This is a genomic window from Ferroplasma acidiphilum (assembly GCF_002078355.1).
Classification (GTDB): domain Archaea; phylum Thermoplasmatota; class Thermoplasmata; order Thermoplasmatales; family Thermoplasmataceae; genus Ferroplasma; species Ferroplasma acidiphilum.
This window is the reverse complement of sequence record NZ_CP015363.1, coordinates 1,196,307-1,215,674: the sequence shown is the minus strand read 5'-3', so window position 1 is coordinate 1,215,674 and position 19,368 is coordinate 1,196,307. Positions and strand designations below refer to the sequence as shown.

General features: G+C 36.2%; 26 protein-coding genes. 15 read left to right on the top strand and 11 right to left on the bottom strand.

Annotated features, from left to right (window positions below):
* Positions 1-108 precede the first annotated feature (108 nt).
* On the bottom strand, positions 109-657 hold the full coding sequence (locus fad_RS05975) for a D-sedoheptulose 7-phosphate isomerase (RefSeq protein ID WP_081142613.1): 549 nt from the start codon (positions 655-657) through the stop codon (positions 109-111).
* A gap of 120 nt (positions 658-777) precedes the next feature.
* Here fad_RS05975 and fad_RS05970 point away from each other — a divergent pair, with 120 nt between their 5' ends.
* The 7 genes from fad_RS05970 (at position 778) to fad_RS05940 (ending at position 6,521) form a co-directional block, all read left to right on the top strand.
* Positions 778-1,341 (top strand): hypothetical protein, encoded by a 564-nt coding sequence (locus fad_RS05970; RefSeq protein WP_081142611.1) that lies wholly within the window; start codon positions 778-780, stop codon positions 1,339-1,341.
* A 210-nt stretch (positions 1,342-1,551) separates the two neighbouring features.
* Positions 1,552-3,315 (top strand): chloride channel protein, encoded by a 1,764-nt coding sequence (locus tag fad_RS05965; RefSeq protein ID WP_081142609.1) that lies wholly within the window; start codon positions 1,552-1,554, stop codon positions 3,313-3,315.
* 59 nt (positions 3,316-3,374) lie between these two features.
* Positions 3,375-4,046, top strand: a complete 672-nt coding sequence (locus tag fad_RS05960; RefSeq protein WP_081142607.1) for a stage II sporulation protein M — start codon at positions 3,375-3,377, stop codon at positions 4,044-4,046.
* A gap of 24 nt (positions 4,047-4,070) precedes the next feature.
* On the top strand, positions 4,071-4,883 hold the full coding sequence (gene pheA, locus fad_RS05955; protein ID WP_081142595.1) for a prephenate dehydratase: 813 nt from the start codon (positions 4,071-4,073) through the stop codon (positions 4,881-4,883).
* A 331-nt stretch (positions 4,884-5,214) separates the two neighbouring features.
* Positions 5,215-5,667, top strand: coding sequence for an SRPBCC family protein (locus fad_RS05950; protein ID WP_081142593.1), 453 nt, complete (start codon positions 5,215-5,217; stop codon positions 5,665-5,667).
* A 12-nt stretch (positions 5,668-5,679) separates the two neighbouring features.
* A complete protein-coding gene (locus tag fad_RS05945; RefSeq protein ID WP_081142591.1) occupies positions 5,680-5,940 on the top strand; it encodes a hypothetical protein in 261 nt (86 codons plus the stop codon).
* Between the two features lie 56 nt (positions 5,941-5,996).
* Positions 5,997-6,521, top strand: a complete 525-nt coding sequence (locus fad_RS05940) for a gamma carbonic anhydrase family protein (protein WP_081142589.1) — start codon at positions 5,997-5,999, stop codon at positions 6,519-6,521.
* Positions 6,522-6,542: 21 nt separating this feature from the next.
* Here the strand turns inward: fad_RS05940 and fad_RS05935 are convergent, their stop codons facing one another.
* Together fad_RS05935 and fad_RS05930 are read right to left on the bottom strand one after the other, a co-directional pair.
* Positions 6,543-7,013, bottom strand: a complete 471-nt coding sequence (locus fad_RS05935; RefSeq protein WP_081143168.1) for a peroxiredoxin — start codon at positions 7,011-7,013, stop codon at positions 6,543-6,545.
* Between the two features lie 129 nt (positions 7,014-7,142).
* Positions 7,143-7,820: a transaldolase family protein gene (locus fad_RS05930; RefSeq protein ID WP_081142587.1), complete on the bottom strand. Its 678-nt coding sequence runs from the start codon at positions 7,818-7,820 to the stop codon at positions 7,143-7,145.
* A gap of 701 nt (positions 7,821-8,521) precedes the next feature.
* Between fad_RS05930 and fad_RS09500 the strand changes: the two genes are divergently transcribed.
* From fad_RS09500 to fad_RS05915, 3 genes are read left to right on the top strand one after another with little or no spacing between them, the layout of a single operon-like run.
* On the top strand, positions 8,522-9,346 hold the full coding sequence (locus tag fad_RS09500) for a YeeE/YedE thiosulfate transporter family protein (protein WP_335589202.1): 825 nt from the start codon (positions 8,522-8,524) through the stop codon (positions 9,344-9,346).
* Positions 9,295-9,669, top strand: coding sequence for a YeeE/YedE thiosulfate transporter family protein (locus tag fad_RS09495; RefSeq protein WP_236940556.1), 375 nt, complete (start codon positions 9,295-9,297; stop codon positions 9,667-9,669). Before fad_RS09500 ends, fad_RS09495 begins: the two co-directional genes overlap by 52 nt.
* Positions 9,670-9,948, top strand: coding sequence for a hypothetical protein (locus fad_RS05915; RefSeq protein ID WP_081142583.1), 279 nt, complete (start codon positions 9,670-9,672; stop codon positions 9,946-9,948).
* Positions 9,949-9,994: 46 nt separating this feature from the next.
* On the opposite strand, the gene ribH is transcribed toward fad_RS05915, so the two are convergent.
* The 4 genes from ribH to fad_RS05895 all read right to left on the bottom strand — a co-directional run bounded on the left by ribH (position 9,995) and on the right by fad_RS05895 (position 12,218).
* Positions 9,995-10,399, bottom strand: coding sequence for a 6,7-dimethyl-8-ribityllumazine synthase (gene ribH / locus fad_RS05910; RefSeq protein WP_081142581.1), 405 nt, complete (start codon positions 10,397-10,399; stop codon positions 9,995-9,997).
* 9 nt (positions 10,400-10,408) lie between these two features.
* The gene (gene ribC / locus fad_RS05905; RefSeq protein WP_081142579.1) at positions 10,409-10,897 is read right to left on the bottom strand and encodes a riboflavin synthase; all 489 of its coding nucleotides are present in this window, start codon (positions 10,895-10,897) and stop codon (positions 10,409-10,411) included.
* Positions 10,894-11,586, bottom strand: coding sequence for a 3,4-dihydroxy-2-butanone-4-phosphate synthase (gene ribB / locus fad_RS05900; RefSeq protein ID WP_081142577.1), 693 nt, complete (start codon positions 11,584-11,586; stop codon positions 10,894-10,896). Before ribB ends, ribC begins: the two co-directional genes overlap by 4 nt.
* A gap of 62 nt (positions 11,587-11,648) precedes the next feature.
* Positions 11,649-12,218 carry a RibD family protein gene (locus fad_RS05895; protein ID WP_081142575.1) on the bottom strand — a complete coding sequence of 190 codons (570 nt, stop codon included), beginning with the start codon at positions 12,216-12,218 and terminating at the stop codon, positions 11,649-11,651.
* Positions 12,219-12,304: 86 nt separating this feature from the next.
* Here fad_RS05895 and fad_RS05890 point away from each other — a divergent pair, with 86 nt between their 5' ends.
* From fad_RS05890 to fad_RS05880, 3 genes are all read left to right on the top strand, one after another.
* A complete protein-coding gene (locus fad_RS05890) occupies positions 12,305-13,303 on the top strand; it encodes an amidohydrolase family protein (protein WP_081142573.1) in 999 nt (332 codons plus the stop codon).
* Positions 13,304-13,465: 162 nt separating this feature from the next.
* Positions 13,466-13,699, top strand: coding sequence for a hypothetical protein (locus fad_RS05885; protein ID WP_048074024.1), 234 nt, complete (start codon positions 13,466-13,468; stop codon positions 13,697-13,699).
* A 44-nt stretch (positions 13,700-13,743) separates the two neighbouring features.
* Entirely contained in the window at positions 13,744-14,253 is a 510-nt protein-coding gene (locus tag fad_RS05880) for a hypothetical protein (protein ID WP_081142571.1), read from the top strand.
* Here fad_RS05880 and fad_RS05875 read toward each other — a convergent pair whose 3' ends face one another.
* The 3 genes from fad_RS05875 to fad_RS05865 are packed head-to-tail and all read right to left on the bottom strand — an operon-like array spanning position 14,254 to position 16,941.
* The gene (locus tag fad_RS05875) at positions 14,254-14,973 is read right to left on the bottom strand and encodes an alpha/beta fold hydrolase (RefSeq protein ID WP_081142570.1); all 720 of its coding nucleotides are present in this window, start codon (positions 14,971-14,973) and stop codon (positions 14,254-14,256) included.
* Between the two features lies 1 nt (position 14,974).
* A complete protein-coding gene (locus tag fad_RS05870) occupies positions 14,975-15,703 on the bottom strand; it encodes a hypothetical protein (protein ID WP_081142568.1) in 729 nt (242 codons plus the stop codon).
* A 2-nt stretch (positions 15,704-15,705) separates the two neighbouring features.
* Positions 15,706-16,941, bottom strand: coding sequence for a hydroxymethylglutaryl-CoA reductase, degradative (locus fad_RS05865; protein ID WP_081142567.1), 1,236 nt, complete (start codon positions 16,939-16,941; stop codon positions 15,706-15,708).
* 94 nt (positions 16,942-17,035) lie between these two features.
* Between fad_RS05865 and fad_RS05860 the strand changes: the two genes are divergently transcribed.
* Positions 17,036-17,842, top strand: a complete 807-nt coding sequence (locus tag fad_RS05860; protein ID WP_081142566.1) for a hypothetical protein — start codon at positions 17,036-17,038, stop codon at positions 17,840-17,842.
* A 17-nt stretch (positions 17,843-17,859) separates the two neighbouring features.
* Here the strand turns inward: fad_RS05860 and fad_RS05855 are convergent, their stop codons facing one another.
* Positions 17,860-18,213, bottom strand: a complete 354-nt coding sequence (locus fad_RS05855; protein WP_081142565.1) for a nuclear transport factor 2 family protein — start codon at positions 18,211-18,213, stop codon at positions 17,860-17,862.
* A gap of 236 nt (positions 18,214-18,449) precedes the next feature.
* Here fad_RS05855 and pyrB point away from each other — a divergent pair, with 236 nt between their 5' ends.
* The gene (pyrB, locus tag fad_RS05850) at positions 18,450-19,367 is read left to right on the top strand and encodes an aspartate carbamoyltransferase (RefSeq protein ID WP_009886288.1); all 918 of its coding nucleotides are present in this window, start codon (positions 18,450-18,452) and stop codon (positions 19,365-19,367) included.
* The last annotated feature ends 1 nt before the right edge of the window (position 19,368 follow it).

Genomic DNA, 19,368 nt, shown 5'->3' with positions numbered 1-19,368 from the left:
ATAAACGGATGCAGGCTTATTCCTGTATTGTTCAATAAAGATTAGAAATATACCGGATAGAATAAATTTATTCATTGAAACGAAAAGCTTCAGGAAATAGCTGAAATATCAAAAATCCTCGTCTATAATAGCACAGATCATATGTATGGCTGTTATATGTATTTCCTGTATTATAGGAGTTATATCGCTATCCGAATGAAAAACATCGCTGCATATTCCAGCAAGCTTGCCACCTGATTTCCCGGTAAATCCCAGTGTAAATGCGCCTATTGAGTTTGCTTCTTCTATGCCTGCTACCACATTTTTTGAATTTCCTGAAGTGCTTATTCCAACCACATAGTCTTCCTTTTTGCATAAGGCCTGTACCTGCCTGGAAAATATATCATTGTATGAGTAATCATTTCCAATTGCAGTAAGTGCTGAAGTATTTGTCGTCAGTGCAATAGCCGGGAGGGCCTTTCTCTCCTTCATGTAATGCCCTGTGAGTTCTGCAACGAAATGCTGTGCATCCGCAGCCGATCCACCATTTCCAAACACTATTAACTTTCCATTGTTTCTAAAAGAATTTATTATGCCACTGGCTATGCTCTTAATCTGGCTTATGTCTATATTTTTCCGGGCTTTGATCCCTTCATTTTTGTATTGTTCCAGGTCCATGCTGGTAAAATTATCCTGTATTAATAAATATATGGTTTTCTATTTGATTAATTCCTGAATTCAGGAAGCCCTAACTTCATTTAAGAAAAAACTTAATTATATAAAGCAATAAAGGTAGTAATGTCTTATATATTGTTTCCTAAAAATATTCAGGTTAAGGATAACACCAGCATATACATAGACAGGAAAACTGTGAAAGATGAAGAATCATTTTCCCTTTTAATACCCGAAAAGAAATCTGACATGGTGATACAGTATTTGAAAATACACAGGGGCTTTGCAAATGCAACTCCGAGTTTTGACCATGGCGAAGATTATGGTATTTCTAAGATAATAAAAGCTCCATGGGAGCTGCATATCCGGTTATACAATGATTCGTATTTTCCGGGCTATTCCAAAATGATGGCGCACATAGAGATTGCAAGAAAATATCTGCAACATTTAAATTTCGAATATGTGCAGCCTGTTATTTACGAACCCTATAGATATTATAAATCTGTATTCGGAGAATTTATACTGGCATACAAATCAAGATACATGGTTGAAAATATTAATGAAAATTACTGGTTCCGCCTGCTGAATCCTGAATTACTTATCCCCTGGTCTCCAGCAGCCCTGGTAAAAACTTCATTCAATATCGTATCTGAAAAAATTAAAGATTATTTTGATAAGGGGAAGCCGTAAAATACCAATCTATATAACAGGTATTGAGAACCTTAATTATTTGCAATTTATATTTGTGCTCCTCTGAATAACTCCAGAGGCTATTGTTTCCAATTCTCAAAATTTATATAAATACTATTAATACTGTACAATAATGTATTTAAATATATATTTACATTCAGCGCAAATACCCTTAAAATTCAATAACAATGATATCTATGTGGTGGTTAAATGAATCTTAAACTATCAACACTACCATACTTCCAGCGCTGGTTCATAGTGGGTGCCATAATTGGTGTTGTTGCCGGTTTTGGTGCGCTTGCTTTTTATTTTGCTATCCGCCTTTTTGAATTAATATTTTTTACCCATATAGTGGGAATGCCAATACCGCACCCACTTGGTGAAGGTGGTTCACTTGTTTATCATTTTTATGCATTGAGGTACTATCTTATTCCAGTTGTTGTCGCTGCCGGTGGCCTGATTACAGGATTTATAATTTATACGTTTGACCCCTCCTCGGAAGGGCATGGGACAGATGCAGCGATAAGATCATTTCACTATAACCATGGAAAAATTAAACGCAGAACTCCTGTGGTCAAAACAATAGCTTCTGCAATTACTATCGGTTCAGGCGGCAGTGCTGGTAGGGAAGGCCCCACAGCGCTTATAGCTGCGGGCATCGGCTCATTTCTTGCCGATATTCTCGGGCTCAGCCCTAAAGATAGGCGAATAGCTGTTGCTGTTGGCATAGGCGCTGGCATAGGGACAATATTTAAAGCACCTATTGGCGGAGCCGTCCTTGGAGCTGAAATACTATACCGGAGAGACTTCGAATCCGAAGTAATATTTCCATCTCTGGTGGCATCATCCATAGGCTACTCAATATTTGCATCCGTTGTTGGATTCGCACCTATATTTGGTGATTATCTCAATACATTCAATGTTCTGAGATTGCCTTTTTATGCAGTACTGGGGCTTGTTGCAGGATTATTCTCAATTCTCTATATACGGACTTTCTATGGCGTTAGAAACCTATTCAAAAAATTCAAAATACCAAACCATTTTAAACCAATGATCGGCGGTGCCATAGTCGGAGTGATAGCTCTGCTGTTTCCTGAAATACTTGGCACGGGCTATGGCTGGGTTGAATTACTGGAATATGGGAAATTCAATGAACTGGTAACTTTTGGACTCCCAATTCTCCTTATTCTCGTATTGCTTCCATTTGTCAAGATTATTGCAACCTCATTTACTGTTTCCTCGGGAGGAAGCGGTGGTGTCTTTGCACCGGGCATATTTATCGGGGCTTCACTTGGTGCACTTTTTGGCGTCCTCTTCCATATGGTTTCTCCAGGAATTGTGCCGGCGGTGGCACCATTTGTTATTATAGGCATGCTGTCATTTTTCGGTGCAGCGGGAAAGGCCCCTCTTGCTGTGATACTTATGGTAGTTGAAATGACAGGAAGCCTGCAATTGTTGCCCGGTGCAATGCTGGCTGTATCAATTGCGTATATAGCTTCCGGGACAAAATACTCCATTTACGAATCACAGGTGGAGCAGAGGAGGGACTCCCCGGCAAATATGGGTGAGTACCATACGCCTATGCTTCTGGAGATGAAAGTTTCAAGTTTGAATATTATTAATGACGTTTACGCAGACCTTTACTATACTATATACCGTGCTGATAATATTATGAAGGAAAATGAGTTATTGTCTCTCCCTGTTGTTTACCATGAAAAGCTAATGGGAGCCGTTTATCTTTATGATATTGTTAACAGGTCATACGGTTATGTAAAGGATTATTACAAAGCTGGTATTTCATATGTGAAACTCGAAAATAGTGCAGAAAATGCATGGGAACTTATGATGAAAAATAGGACCAAATGGTGCGCTGTTGTGGATAATGGAAAATTTATGGGTATAATAACGCTCGATTCTATACTGAATAAATACGAAGACGATATAAAACTTATAAACCAGGAGGATTCAGACTAAATTATATTTTAGCCACTTTTTTGACCAAAATATAAATAATACAATTGAGATTAGGAAATATGGAAATAAAAATGCCGAGGCTCAGGAAAATATTTTTATTATCATTCATTATAGAACTCGTCGGGTTTGCCGTCATTTCATCCCTTCCAATACATGACCCCGCACTTTATGCAAGTTTCAAATCAGAGGATAGTGCCATTATATCAAAATCCTTTTTTCCAATGTGGCTAAGCATATTTCCACATAACCTTTTAATAGCCAGTATAGAGTTTATACCGGTAGTAGGAATACTCATGTTCGGCTTTTCTATAGGGTCAACTGCAAGTGTGATAGCAGTAGAGGGGACCTCCACAAAGGTTAGCGGCCTGGCAATATTTACAAGCCTTATGATACTCCCGCATTCCTGGCTGGAACTTCCAGCTTATGCTGTAGCCGCAAGCACCAGTATATACATATTGTATTACCTTGTCAAGGGGCAAATGGGAAAGAAATACATGAAAATTATTTATATGTATATATTTGTAGTTATAGAACTGGCATTTGCAGGAGCTATTGAAACATCTGAAATAATACTGGAAGAATCTGCACATCCATTATATTCTCTATATATGTGGATTCCTGCAGTCCCTATTATAATATTCCTCATATGGCTTTACAGGCATATGGATTCAGATGAATATAAGCACAAAAAAGAAATTGAAAAAGATGAATACGACTTTAGCCAGTTTTAAATATATTAATTATATTATGTTTTATTGAAGATAGGTTATTTTGGCGAACCGGGGGCATACAGCCATATTGCAGCTATACAGATGGCTACAGGTGAATATGTATCATTGGAATCGGTAAGGGCAGTATTCATGTCACTGGAGAATGGAAAAATAAGCCTTGCTGTCGTTCCTGTTGAAAATTCAATTGAAGGCGCAGTTAACCAGACATATGATTTTCTATTCAGGATGAATTTTTATATAATTAAAGAGTACTATCTGAGAATAAAACATTGCCTTATAGGGCATGCTGGAGCAAAAACAGATAATATAACGCATGTCCACTCCCACCCACAGGCTTTATCGCAATGTTCCGATTTCATATATAATCACGGCATGAAACCTGTAAGTGAATACGATACTGCCGGAAGTGTACAGATAATTAAAGAAAATTACGGGTTATCCCACGCAGCTATTGCAAGTGAGATCGCAGCTAATTTAAATGGGATGGATATACTTGAGAAGGACATAGAAAACAACAGGCACAGTTATACTCGATTCTTTTTAATAGCTAAAACACCTGTTAAGGTATCTGTTCCATCTAAAACATCAATAGTTTTTTCAACAAAAAATAAACCTGGGGCTTTATATAAAATTTTGAAAATACTTAACGACTACGGGATAAATATGACAAAAATAGAGTCAAGGCCGGTACAATACACACCATTTCAATATATATTTTTTATAGATATAGAAAATAACAAAAATACTGATGCGGCAATAGCAGATATACAGAAATCAGTAGAACAGTTTAAAATTCTGGGGACATATGAAACCGCCTACATCAACGATGAAGACTAATACCTGGTTCGCCCTATTCCTCTTACATGTTGTCACTTATATACCACATAGGGGTTATATCATATAAGCATTGTTGCAATTTATAAATTATACAAAGACGTTTAAGAAATGCGTGATCGGAGAGCTGTAGATACGGGCCGGGCAAATTATAAAAACTGTATACTGGAACAGAGTAAAAATAGTAAATTGATGGCGCCCTGAAAATATCATGCTGTTTATAATTGCACTATAACTGTTTCATATAATTCTATGAAATATGCAGCGGGTAATTGAAAGCAAAAATACAATGGATCAGCATAAAGATTTATCTATTATGTTTTAATGTAATTGTATGTTAACATTCGAAGACTCTTTTGATGTAAAAACCACGCCGGAAAAAGCTTACGGATATGTTGTGGACCAGGAAGCACTGATAAAGCTTATTCCAGACCTCCTGAATTATGAGAAAGTAGATGAAAACGAAATGAAGCTAACTGCTAAAGCAGGGGTTTCATTCATAAAGGGAAAATTTGACCTTGTTCTGGATATTACCGACAAAAAAGCCAGTGAACATATCACTTTAAAAGGCAAGGGAAACGGTTCAGGGGCATCTGTTGACTTTACCGTTAATTTTGATTTTTTGCCTGATGACCAGGGTACAAAGGTTAACTGGAAGGCTGATATGAATATTGTTGGGACCGCAGCAAGCATGGGTGCAAGGATGCTCAAAAGTGCTGCCCAGAAATATATTGTAAAACTGGTTGGCAATTATAAAAAAGCCCTCGAAGAGGATGCAGGGAACTGAGAACTGATTGCTATGCCTGTAGATAAACAACAGTTCGAATCATCCGGAACCAATTCAATCGGGGCAACAGTACTTGAATTTCTTGAAGAAAACACGGTAAATGCATACACTTTAAAAGAAATAGATGAACATATTGCAAAGAACCACGATAATCTGATTATTCATATGGAACTGACATTTCTTGTATGGTCAGATAAAATTGAGTACAGGGACATATACAATCAGGACGGAAAGCTTGTGCGTTATTTCCGGTTCAAGGAAAGCAAAAAATAAATTCCTTACATTTTCCCAGATAATTAAATTTAAATCTTTATCTCTGTTCTACCTGCATGATATATGAGTTCGAAGGGCAGGTCCCGGAAATAAGCAGGAAAGCGTATGTTTTTGATAATGCCACAGTGATAGGCAATGTCCATATAGGGGATTATGTATGGATAGGACCGGGCGCTGTATTGAGGGGTGATTATGGTGAAATATCTATCGGTGCTTACTCTGCAATTGAAGATAACTGTGTAATACACGCAAGGCCTGGTGAAAAGACTACAATAGGAGAACATGTTACGATCGGGCACCTGTCAGTTATACATACCGGTACCATAGATGATTATGCTGTGATAGGAATGAATTCTACCGTTTCAGATTTTGCTACAGTAGGAAAATGGGCAGCTATAGGTGAAGGTGCTGTTGTTAAAAGCAAAAGCAAAATACCTGATAGGTCAATAGCTGTAGGCGTTCCGGCAAAAGTTGTCGGCGAGGTTTCTGAAGAGTACATGAAAACCTGGGAAAAGTATAAGGAAAATTACAACAGCTTCTGTAAGCGGTATCTGGAAAATTTAAAAGTAGTAAAAAAATAAATATTTCCGGTTAACTTCAATTTAATTATATTTTGAAATTACTTCTTCTATTTTCTTATAATCCGGTTCCTTTCCAGCATCTTCACTGACCCATTTATATACAATTTTACCTGTTTTGTCAAGCACAAAAACAGATCTTTTAGATGCTGTCAACCCGTTTATGTTAAGAAAACTTTTGTATAAAGCTCCGTATTTATCCGATATTTCACGGTTGCCATCACTTAACAGGTCAAATTGCAGGTTGTTCTTTGTGGCAAATTCCTTGAGTGAGAACGGTGAATCCACACTGATGCCCACAACTTTTGCGTTAAATTTGTTAAAATTTGCCATAGAGTCCCTGAATGTGCACATTTCCTTTGTGCAGACAGATGTGAAAGCACCGGGGAAAAATGCGAGCATGGTAACATTTCCCTTATAATCAGACAATTTTTTGCTTTTCAATCCTGTATCCAGAGCCTCGAAATCCGGGGCCAATTCTCCTTCTTCTACCATATTAATCATTTATATATACCAACTGCATATAAAAACATAATGTGGCTGAATTTATAAAACGAACTTTATTTACGGGGTGTTCTAAAAATTCCACAGAAACCGTTACATATTTAAATTAATTTTATAACATTATTTATTAAAAAACGTTCTGCTGCTTTCAGCAATTTTATTCCACGCCTCCATCTGTTCCGCTATTTCTGTTCCCATGTTAATATCTCCTTCCACCTGTTTAAGGAGCGGGTACGTAACTGAGATTGCACCGGCACCCATGATACCTGCCCTGGTTATGTCTTCAAGCTTTGAGATACCTCCAACAAGAACCTTCGCGTCAAATCCACAGTTTTTAAATGTTTGGTTTACATTGTAGGCCAGCTCCATCCCATCCTCGGCGGTATTTTTTATTTTTCCGGTTTTTATAGAAACATATTCGGGATAGTTCTGTGCTGCCATAATGGCCTGAACTGTATTGTAAACAGACAAAGCAGAACATTTTACCTTTTTCTCGTTTAGTTTCAACATTGCTTTAATCCCGGTAAATGTTGCCGGAATGTTGACTATTACATTCATCCCGAGGGAATGGATTTTAAATGCCTGGGACATTATAGAATCGTAATCCTGTGAAACAACCTGTATATGCACCTCCCCATTAACCGCCTTAATTATGGATGTAATCACCTGTTCCGTAGTGGAGCCCTTTGATACTTCCCTTGCTATAGAAACAGGATCTGTTGTTACCCCATCAATGAAGCCGTAATCTGATATCTCCCTGATTTCGTTAATATCGGAACTGTCCAGAAAAACTTTCATTCAAATCCAGTTATAATTATTATTGTATATATAATAATATTGAATGCCAGAATAAATTGCCTGATATATATTGAATCGAATAATGTTATTTTAAAATTTAAGTTCCCATAAAAAATATAAATTATATAATATTATAATATTTTAATAAGATACCTTATATATAAGCATACATTTTAAAATACCTAAAAATAATGTTAATTTGTAAGTAATAGAAACCAGGAAAAAAGAGTGAATGAAATGATTAGTGTAACTGCATGGGAATGGATTGGTTTATTTATTGGAATGGTAATAGGAGGGCTCGCTGAAGCCTGGGGAATCTCTAATCCCGAGGTACTTATAAGATTAGCTGACATACTCCCACTGCTAAAGCATGTGGGGTTCCTACTTTTCCTTATGATTCGTCTTCATCCCTCGCGGTCCGGACGGTTTTGCAGGAACCAATTGTTGAGTTTTAAGGTAGCTACCGGTTATGATGTTGCCTCTCCAGGGGTGTCAGTGTTCCCTTTGTACGCATCTCTGTCTACATGCAATTTGAATATGCCTTTTGCCTGTACCATGCTGTACCGGGGCACAGAGGCATTTCCAACCTGTTACACAAGTCCTTACGGATCAATGATATACTCAGGATTTACTGGCATAACTTGCTTAAAAGTAGTATAATGCCTGAATATTGATATTTTATAAGTATATAGAATTTACGCATTCATCCTACAGCTGAATCAGGAGGCTTTCTGCTACGGGATCGTAAATGGCAGGACAGGTTATTTGTAGGGTGTATAGCAATAGCTATAGGGGCAGGAGCTCTTGCACTTTATGGGTTAGCTGCACTTGGTGTTGCATTCCATTGGGGAGTTAAACCTGATTATGTACTGGGTGTGGCCTTTGGAGCTGCATTGTTCGGAGTAGGAATTGCAATTTCAGGATATGTTCCAGGTACGGTATGGATGGGACTCGGAGAAGGAAGGCGTGACGCTATATACGCGCTGCTTGGTGGATTGCTTGGAGCAGCATCCTGGACACTGATATATCAGACATCGTTCGGGCAATGGTTAATAAGCTACGATAATTTTGGGCAAATTTATTTCGGTGGCAAAGTAGATACAAATCTATACGTTGGATTTGGAATAGCAGTTGTGTGGGCAATAGTTATGTTCTCCATAGCATATTTCCTTCCAAGGTATAAGGGAGGAAAAAGCTGTGCTTATACTTCATTGCACAAATCAGGGAAAATGAGCACAGTTGAACAGGAAAAATACATAGAAACTGCGGGAATGCTTATGGAAGGGGCTTCTATGCCACTTGGCAAGAACAATATTGCTGAGAAAGTAAATTATCACTGGACTGTTTCATCTAAATTATTTGGTGTGGTCATGATGTCCGTAGGAATAATTATAGGGTTAATGCTTGTACTGGAAATGTTTCTGCACCAGATCTTTGGCGAATCAACAACGTATTCATGGATTGTGGCAAAAATATGGCTTCTGCAGGAGTATATAGCTATAGCACTCTTGTTGTCCACACAATAGGATGGGAACCTTTCAGTGATATAGGTACTCTATTCGGTGCTTTTCTGGCTTCAATATTTTTCACAAGGAGATTTCAATCATTCAACAGCGTTATTCCTCCTTCATGGGAGACAAGATTTGGAAACAGCCAGATAAAAAGGGCAGGAGGTGCTTTTACAGGAGGTTTCATGATGTTGCTTGGGGCAAGGATGGCAGATGGCTGTGCTTCAGGGCATATACTGAGCGGTGATTTGCAGATGGCAGTAAGTAGCCTGGAATTCTTTATAGTAGTGATAATATTCCTGCTAATTGCCGCCCGTTTAATATACAGGAAGGTGAACTAAATGGAAGAAAAAGAAATTGATCAGGCTGAAATAAACAGAGAAAATGTTGAGCCGAAAAAGAAAGATGAAAGAGGAGTCAAAGCCTTTGTAATAACTATGGTGGGCATTGTAATAGTTACTGCTGCACTGACATCCGGTACATACAATGGTTATGACCCCAACGCCTATTCTGTTGCAATTACAGGATTCTTTGTAATAGTAACAATTGTAATGACAGCTGTTTGGTACAGAACAAAATATGACAATTATAGTTATGATCCGAAGAAAAATAAAAAATAATATTAAATTTTATTATGAAATTTCCAAATAATATATTAAAATAAATTTATAAATTATTCAATGATTTAACCATTTTAACGCAGCTTTCCAGGGCTTCCTTTGCCATGTCTATTCTGGCTTCAGCCTGCAACCTGGATTCCCCAGGGCCGGATATGCCTAAAGCAACAGGCTTCTCATATTCTAATGATAAATCAGTTATTTTTCTTGCTGCATTTTCCATTATTATTCTATGGTGGTCTGTTTCCCCTTTTATCACAGCACCTATTGCTATTATACCATCTATATCGTCAATTTTTAACAATTTTTTAATTCCTAAGGGTATATCAAAAGTTCCAGGTACTTTAAGTATTTTATACTCAATACCCAGAAAATCTGCATAATCTTTAGCTCTCTCCACCATCATCATTGTTATATCATAATTAAATTCTGCAACTACCATTCCTATTTTCATTTATATCACCTAATGTTTATGTCCGGCACTTCCTGAATTAACCGGACCCCTGTCCTCAAATCCCTGCCTTAACCCATTGCCCGCATTTTCCGTTAATTTCTCAGGATCGAATAGCAAATAATATGCGTTCACTGCGTGTTCTCTTGACCTGTTGTCACATAGCCATGCAAGTTCCCTATCATCTATAGCTTCATCCTCATGGACAAAAACTTCCAGAATATGCTTCATTGTCTTTAACTGTACTTCCATTAAGCCTGTTGATGCTATCTGTGCTGACATTTTATCTACAGGCATTGGTCCGGGCATGCCGAACGCCATTACTAAATCGCAGTTGTATTCACTGAACAATTTTAATGCTGCTACCGGCGTATCCTTTATTCCCGGGACAGTGTACCTTTTTATATCAAATCCGGTTCCGGTTTTATACAATTCATCTATTGCAGATGAAGCCATGTCGTACCTTGCAAATGTTGTATCCACTATTCCTATCAATTTCATTGTAAAATCCTATCCGTTTTATTGAAATCGTCTATAATCTCCTTCCCGTTTATCAATACAATGTTATGTTCATCTGCATATTTTTTAGATTCTTCCAGGGTCATGGAATTAAAGGAATCGCTCAGTGTTTCCACTATTGTTGCACTGGGTATCAAACCGGCTTTCTCTACAATATATGTGCTTAATTCAGTATGGCCTTTCCTCTCTTTAAAATAATTATTCCTCGCTATTAATAAATGTATATGGCCCGGAACCCTGAATATTTTCCCGAAATTCTTTTCGTTTTCATTTGCATTATTTCCCAGAGAATTTATAAATTCCGAAAAATGCTTTACCGTTTTATATCTATCATTATCAGGTATGCCCGTGTAAGTATCCCTTGAATTTACTGTCAATGAAAAGGCATCTTTCGTATCATAGCCCATGTCTGATGAATTTAAAACTGATTTATCCATATCCAGAGACCTGTAAAATAAATCATCCAGATAGGGCAAATTGAATTTTTTTGCATCTTTTTCCCTTATTGTAGTGCATATTAAACCCCCTCCATCCTTTCTCATTGTCCTTATTATTTCAGGTGTAACAAATTCGGATGCTATTACCATATCCGTCTCATTTTCCCTGTCATTGAAATCATGGATTAAAATCATTTTTTTATTTTTCAATGCCTTTATTGCCTCATCAATCATAAACCATAATTGTAACATATTATTTAATTATTTGGTAAATACTTATAAATGAGTTGATAATTTTAAAAGTTATTAATATCTTTAATATTCAATAATAAACCATCACCTTCCATGGATATTTTATAATTTAATTTCATTTCTTCTTTAAACAACGGTATCCCATCTAATATTAAACCAGGATTTATAAATATATAAAATTCATCAAATATTTTTTTATCTATAAATTGATTTATAACATTGGAACCTCCTTCTACCAATATGCTTTTTATCCCCATATCATATAGTTTTTTTAATATACTGGTTATTGATAAATCATCTAAAATTATTATTTCCGCATTTTTTATTTTCTTATTATTTCTTGAAAATATATACGATTTTATTTTTCCATCGAAAACATTGTAATTATCGTTTAATCTTAATTTTTCATCTAAAATTATCCTATTCTTTGCATAATTCAAAACTGGATTATCTACCTTTACGCTGTTAGCCCCCAGTAAAACGCCATCAACATTTTTCCTTATTTCCATTACCCTGTTGATGTCAATATCATTTGAAATCCTGTATCTCCCATTTATAGCAGATATTTTACCATTTATCGACATTGCAACGTTTATTATAATATATGGAATCATATAACCTTATTAAGAACTAATATAACAATTTTGAGATATTACCTAATTATGAGTTAAACTTTTATAATATATCTCTATTATAAAAAATGGAATTTTCAGGCAATATATATTATAATGGAAAGTTGCGAAGAGGCACATTAAAAGTAGATGACACCGGTGAATCATTCAGTAATAAAACCGGAAATACGAACCATGGCACATTAATTCCAATGCCTGTAAATGCCCATACACATGTAGGTGATTCATTTATAAACGAAGAGCCGAAGGGCACATTGCCTGAAATCGTGGGTCCTGATGGCTTAAAGCATAGATTTTTAGATAATGCTGATGATAATGAAGTAATAAATTATATATCAAAAACCAACAATTTTATGGAGAAAAATGGAACAATATCATATTTTGATTTCCGAGAAAATGGGTTGAAGGGAATAAATATGATAAAAAGAGGAAATAAAAAGTTTATAAAACCCGTAATATTTGCAAGGCCTTACAATAACGATGATATAAATAAGATAATAGACAATTCTAATGGAGTGGGTATAAGTTCAATCTCAGACATGGATTATGATGATATCTACGACGTCAGCATTAAAACCCATAAAAAAAATAAAATATTTGCTTTGCATTTCAGTGAAAATATAAATGAAGATATAGATAAGGTTATGAATTTGAAGCCTGATTTATTAATACACGGAATAGAAGCAAATGATACTGATCTAGATATAATAGGTAAAAATAATGTAAGTATTGTAATAACACCCAGGTCAAATATATTCTATGGCAAAAGGCCAGATTACAATAAATTCTTGAAGCATAATATAAATTTAATGCTGGGAACTGATAATGTCTTTGTCACAGAGCCGGATATATTCTCGGAAATGGATTTTTTGTACAGGTATCAAAGATTTTTAAATTATGTAAGCCCTGAAAATATTTTAAAAATGGTTATAGATAATCCATATACTTTTCTTAAAAAAAATAATATAAAAATTAAAAAGAGATACCTATTTTTCAAAAATGAATTGTTGAATGAATACCAGCTCGTAACAAAAAAACATTATTTTAACCCGGTAAAAATTTTATAATTTTTTAGTTTGCATTATACTTTATATGCACATATCGAAGGTCTTTCAGTTAACTCAACTATTCTCTATAAAAGTAATCACAACAATTATTAATATTACCTACAATATAAAAAATAAATTGAAATTTGGAAACAATTATTAATAAAATACAGATAACCACCTATGGGCGTAGAAAGTATGAAAGATGTTAAACTCATTGCTGAAAAAAATATTAAGGATATGTATGGGGAGAACATCTCAAACTTTACAATTAACAGCATAGTAGACAATAGTGATAGATACGATGTATCAACAGAGTTTGACTATGCCGGCTTTCATTATACCGTTTATCTGAGCATAGATGATGATGGGAACGTTACAAAATTCAACCAGATAGCAAAGGCAAAGTTAGAATAAGTGTTTGTGGGAATATTTAATTAACATCCCGGATATTCAGTTATATGAAAAGTATTGATAACGCATGGAAGGTTCCACTGTCGAGGGGCGGTATTTTTAAAATCATAATAAATGAGGATAGCCTTGAAATTTACAGGATATTTTCCGGCAAGTATATAGAAGAGAAGCTTCATCTCAAAAAGGATATGGATTACATTGATTCGCTTATTGTACCCGGAGCTACAGATCCGGTGGAGCCTGAGGACCTGTATAATGATATAAAAAACATGATTAAAACTATCTTTCAGCATTATAATTCAAATCAATCTGCAAAAATTCAGGAGATCGATAATGAAAAAGACAGTGAAGAATATAGGAAAATAAAATTTGCCGATATTCATGATATTAGTATGTCTGCATCCGGAGATGAAAGATTTCCGGAACTTTCTCTAAATGGTGATCGTTATATATTGCCATCAGAAAATTTCCTGGCATTCAGCAATGCAGACAAAGAAAGGTATGAAGAATACAAAAATATTGTTGATGGAATCAGGAAACAAACTGGAAAAATGTGATTAACAGAGAGCGTATTCTTTAATTTTTCTGTTGATTATTTCTGCGAATTCCTCTGGCATATCTATAAATGGCGTGTGGCCGGCATCAGGCATAACAATTAATTCACTGCCAGAAATTTTGCTTTCCATGGCATACCCGTAGGATACAGGTATTATATTATCCGCACTTCCCCATATTATAGTTGTTTTGCTTTTTATGTTGCCTAAAGCTGTATCACTTATTTTCTCTTCCTGTTTTTTATTATTTTCCATTATTCTTTCCAATGCGTTTCTGTTATTATAGTTCCTTAATTTTAAAATGGAATCAAGGACGCGGTTCATATTCTCCCTGCTTCCATTGCTTAAAGCAGGCGAGATTCCGGCGCTATCAACAGGGAAGATCATATCAGGTTCCAGCATTCCCGATGCAAGTTTCAGCGTAATCCAGCCTCCATAGGAGTTTCCTGCAATGGAAAACTTTGAAACTTCAAGTGTACTGATTAAATCAACGATGGATTCAGCCTGCTGTTTTACTATATATTCAATATCTGGCTTATCAGAATGTCCATGCCCTAGCAAATCCACAAGTACCGGCCGTATGCATTTTTCCAGGTATGGCGCGGTTTTCAGCCACGTATTTCCGGTGCCCCCAAAACCGTGCAAAAAAATTACAGGATAACCGGAGTTGCCATCCAGGTACGACAGTTTTCCATACCTGGTTGTACAGTATTTTCTTTCCATTTTATTCCTTTGACCTGGATGCTATTTTCATAGCTTCATCTATATTTTCAAGCTCCATTGCAATATCTGATACAGAGTCATACAGGTATGAAACAGAGTCTTTAAATTCTTTTTTATCCTTCTTTGTTTTAATAGTATTCATTACCGTATCTATTTTATCCAGCCCTGCTTTTCCAGCATCGAAGGCAGCATTGATATCGGCATCACGTAATATGCTAATTTTCCCATACAATGCCTCGAAGTAATTCTCCCAATCTTCTGACTTCTCTGTTAGTTCCAGAACGTTATCATATATTTTCATTGCCTCTGCCTGTTTGGATTTCAGGCTGGAAAGTGCCTCTGCCTTTGCATTGTTTGAAAGTGCAAATAAAGTAACATCCTTTATAGCATCTGCTGCCTCTATAGCTTTATTGAAATAAGAAATCCCATCTTCCCTTTTGCCGCTGTCCAGATAAATATAGCCAATATTTATCAGATCCATTACCTCAAGCTCGTTATCTCCAAGTTTGTGGTGGAGTTCAAGTGACTCTTCTGCATATTTAAGTGGATTTTCTGTACTTTTGTGATCCAGGGAAGAATAACACTGGGAGAGTTTATAACAAATTTCAGCTTTTATGTCATCCTCTGAAATTGCGTCATATGCTTTAGTATACTCCCTGATAGCATCCATGAATTTTTCCTTCTTAACAAATGCATCCCCATTCTTTATATTCTGTTCGTATTCTTCCATATTTATTCATCCCTAAATTTTTTAATTATATCGACTGCTGCTGTGTAGCTAATGCTCCCGGTGGATATCATCTCGCCGGCAACTTTTTCAACCATTTCTCCTGTAGCACCTGCTGCAATAGCTATATTTCTTGCATGCAATTTCATATGCCCGCTCTGGATTCCCTCTGCTGCCAGTGCCCGCAGTGCTGCAAAATTTTGTGCCAGCCCGACTGAACCCAGGATATTTGAAAATTCATTGGAACCATGGATCCCCATTATCTTCATTGCAAGCATTGCTTTTCTGGATGTTTTTGTTGCCCCGCCTACTGTGCCAACAGCTATAGGGATTTTTATTGATCCAATCAAATTCCCGTCAATGTCTTTTCTATACTCTGTCAGTGGGCCATATCCACCCATGGATGCATAGGCATGTGAGTTTGCTTCCTGTGCCCTGAAATCATTCATGGTTGCCAGAAGCACAGCATCGATGCCGTTCATTATACCCTTATTATGGGTAGTGGCACGGTATATATCATTTTTTGCAAATTCATTTGCCCGTATTATCCTATCCACTGTTTCCTCTCCAAGCATTTTCCCGTCAAATTTTGCATATGCATATGTAATTCTTTCTGTTGTAAGGTTGCTCATGATCCTGAGATTTGCCTGTCCTCCTGTGAGTTCTTCTATATAGCCTGACACATATTCGAGCATGGTATTTATTATATTAGCGCCCATAGCATCAGCCACATCTATTATAATATTAATTATAAGTTCATTATTAACAAAATGCAGGTCTATTGATTTTGCACCAGCATTCATGCCTGAGAGTGTTTTTGATCTTGTATTTGCCATTTTCAATATATTTTCCTTATTTTTAAGAATATTTATGGCTGCATAATCCGGGTCCGGTACATTATATAATTCAATTTCGCCCCGCATATAAGAATTAGTAGAATATGCGGTAAAGCCTCCTGGCCGTGCATATCTGGCGGCATTGGAACACGCAGCTATAACAGATGGTTCTTCGAGGCTCATAGGTATTAAATATTCTTTATCATTAATTTTGAAGTTTGTGGCAATTCCCACTGGATAATCCATAATAGTATACACATTTTCTATCATATTTCCGGCGGTGCTAATATCCATCCTGTAATCCATTGCCTCCATATCTTCTGAAGAGAGGCCTGAAAACTCCCTGATGATCTGTCTTCTTTCATCTACGGTCATCTTATGAAAGCCATGTATTAATGAATCCATGTTAAGTAATCATTCATATATTATTAATTTTTATCACAATTCCGGATCCAGATTACAATAAAAGCATTTAAAATATAAATGAATACATGTGGATATGGGAAAAGATAAGCCTTTTAAATATAAAAAATATACAGCTAACTTTGAAAAACAGTCAATACTGGATTATCTGGGAAATAATGTGATTATAAATGAAAATTATGAAAGCAAAGCAATTGAGTTGATGCAATATATAACAGACAAAACAGACAAACACTTTTCTTATAATATAACAGGAAGTGCCATTACTGCCCTGAAACAGGCACATTTTTCTGCTAAAAACGGAATGGCCAGTGCAGCATTCGAGAATACCAGATTTTTTCTTGAACGAATTTCACTGGTAAAAATAATTTCAATGATGAAAACTGAAAACAATCCATACGAAATTGCACTGGAACACATGGAATGGCACAGATTGATAGATAAAAAATTTATATTATATGGCTTACAGCAATTTACTGGCCGGATATGGCATTACATGGGAGAGAAATATGTTCCAACAGGCAATACCATATTTCTAAGTGGAATTCCGCTCTGTGGAAATCATTCGAAGGCTTACACAAAATATTCCCGGACCGTAAAGGAAATAGAGGATGAGGCGGGAATATCCATTGAGGAAAAATGTGCAAAATGCGGGAAGGAAGCCACAAGGTTTACAATTTCACTCCCAAAGGCGGGTGCTATACTTGGGATGCTTGGTTTTTACACTGGCTTTGATATCACAAAACTGGGGCGTTTTTATGGAGATTATTCCAGGGTCCTCCATCCATACGGATTTTACAATTATCCTGGACATTTTTTGATTAATCTATGGAGCATTGATTTTATACGGCTCGGCGTGGAGCTTGATAAAATATTATTTTAGGATTATTGATAGGAAAATTAAACGCTCTGCCCATCGAAATAAGTATGCCTTTTTATGGCTTTCCCGCTGGAAAATGTATACACATCAACGAAAGTTGTGTGGGATTTGCTGCCATCCTTTAAAATACCATTGAATTCTCCTTCAACAATCACATAAGGGTCGCTTGCTATGATATTCGATAGGGTATGGTGACCCTCTTTTATTATTCTATTCTTCTGATAAAACTCTTTAAAGTTTGCCATGCCCTCTATAGGTTCGTATCCGGGTCGTTTGTAAACTATGTTATCGGCAAATATAGAAAACAGGGTATCCAGATCATTTTTATCTACAGCAATATAATATTTTTTTACAATATCTTTCAGGTCTTCCATTATTGCATATTTATTCTCATTATAAATTACTTTTGAACATTATAATGAATCTTATTTATGGCGCGGCATGAAACACCCGTTTACATGAATATTGCCAAATTTAATATCAATAAAATATAACTGCTTGCTGGAAAAACACATTCTAAAATAATCTGTTTATTTATAAAAATCTGTTATTATAATATACATAACCATTTATAATAAAGTTAAAGATAGTGTTAATAATTATGGTAATAATGTTAAAAAACAGAAGCATTATTTCAATCTCTGACCTTGACGGTGAAGACATAAATGAGGTATTTTCCCGGGCAGATAAGATGCTTGAAAATATAGAATCAGGAAAGAAAATTAATGTTATGTCCTCTAAAATACTTGCAACTCTTTTTTATGAACCCAGTACACGGACGCGGCTATCCTTTGAATCAGCAATGGAACGGCTTGGAGGTTCAGTAATCAGCATGGCTGATTCAAAAACGTCCTCGACTTCAAAGGGAGAAACACTTGCGGATACTATAAGAATAGTGGAATCCTATTCCGATCTTATTGTAATCAGGCACCCTCTTGAAGGAGCTGCATTTCTTGCATCCAGATTCTCATCAAAGCCCATAATCAACGCAGGAGATGGTTCTGGTGAGCATCCCACACAGACCCTTATTGATCTTTATACAATAAGGAAAGAATTCGGTTCCATAGACGGCAAAACCATAACTATTATTGGTGACCTTAAATATGGCAGGACAGTTCATTCACTGCTCTCTGCCCTCTCGAGGTATAATGTCACTGTTAACCTTGTCTCTCCGGAAAATCTTGCAATACCGAAACATGTATACAATGACGTAAAGGGCAGGCTAAATATGAATATTTCAACTGACATTACTAAATATCTCGGGGAAACCGACATACTTTATGTTACAAGGATACAGAAAGAGCGGTTTACGGATAAGAATGAATACGCACGGCTTATCGGTTCATATAAAATAACTGTAAGTGATGTGAATAAGTTAAAGAAGGGAGCTATTATAATGCACCCCCTTCCAAGGGTAGACGAAATCTCCTCAGAGGTAGATAATACTCCTGCTGCAAGATATTTCAAGCAGGCATATTATGGGGTACCTGTTAGGATGGCTATAATTTCTATGATAGCAGGTGAATAAA